Source organism: Dapis hubbardiae BLCC-M172 (genome assembly GCF_050016015.1).
Classification (GTDB): Bacteria; Cyanobacteriota; Cyanobacteriia; order Cyanobacteriales; family Microcoleaceae; genus Trichodesmium.
In genome coordinates, this window is sequence record NZ_JBNHEQ010000025.1 from 31,798 (window position 1) to 33,106 (window position 1,309).

Sequence of the window (1,309 nt, forward strand, 5' to 3'; positions counted from 1 at the left end):
TTTCACTAACCATCACCTCTGGCGAGTGCTTCAGAAAATGAATTAACTATTGCTCCAACTGTGCAGACCACTTTTTTCATATAATTCTTCTTATAGTAAGGTTTAGGCATTTTTTTCTAATGCACCATTTAAGGTGTGTCAGTCCACTACAAATTTTGCTAATAACTAATAACTAATAACTAATAACCAATAACCAATAACTAATTTCTATGAGTCATAAACGGATTTTTATCACAGGTGGTAGTGGATGTATTGGTCACTATATTGTCGAATCCCTAATTCAAAATACCAACCACGAACTTTACCTATTAGTTAGGAACCCAGATAAATTAAAAGTTGACTATAAAGCTCGTCCTGGTATTAATATTTTAAACGCAAACTTGAGAGAAATTGAGCAGTTTTCCTCCTTACTCCAAGAAATTAATGTAGCAATTTTAGCTGCTACTGCTTGGGGAAATTTGCAGGAAGTATTCGATATTAATGTAATTAAAACTCTGAAATTAATCACATTACTAAATCCAGAAGTATGTGAAAATATCCTCTATTTTTCCACTGCCAGTATTCTTGACCAAAATAACAGATTACTTAAAAAAGCTGGAGAGATTGGTACTGACTATATTCGTTCTAAATATGACTGTATGTATCAGTTATCTCGACTCAAAAATGTACCCCCTCTGACTTGTCTTTTTCCTACCTTAGTTTTAGGAGGAGATCAAGAAAAACCATACTCTCATCTATCTGCTGGTTTGCCAGAAATAATTAAACATATTGGTTTAATTCGGTGGTTAAAAGCTGAGGGTAGTTTCCATTTTATTCATGCTGCTGATATTGCTCAAGTGGTTATTTATTTAGTAGAAAACCCACCCCAGTCAAAAGAACTACAAAAATTAATTTTAGGAAATCCAAAAGTTACAGTAAATCAAGCTGTTGAAGAAATTTGTGCATATCTGAAGAAACGAATATTTTTTCGTTTTAATTTGGCTCCTTGGTTGATAGAGGTAATAATTTCAGTCTTCAAAATTCAAGTTGCAGCTTGGGATAGATTCTGTTTAGAATATCGCCATTTTACATATCAAAATCCTATTAATCCAGCAACTTTTGAATTGCCTAGTTATTGTCCTACTGTTGCTGATATTTTGAGAACTAGATTCATAAGAGAGTAGGGGAGTGGGGGAGTGGGGGAGTGGGGGAGTGGGGGAGTGGGGAAGTGGGGGAGTGGGGTAGTGGGGGAGTGGGGGAGTGGGGGAGTGGGAAAGTGGGGGAGTGGGGGAGTGGGGGAGTGGGGGAGTGGGGGAGTGGGGGAGTGGGG

1 protein-coding gene is annotated in these 1,309 nt (G+C 37.3%); it reads left to right on the top strand.

From position 1 onward, the window contains the following. The first annotated feature begins 209 nt into the window (after positions 1 to 209). Positions 210 to 1,163: an NAD-dependent epimerase/dehydratase family protein gene (locus tag ACP6PK_RS03375; RefSeq protein ID WP_426557746.1), complete on the top strand. Its 954-nt coding sequence runs from the start codon at positions 210 to 212 to the stop codon at positions 1,161 to 1,163. Positions 1,164 to 1,309: the final 146 nt, after the last annotated feature.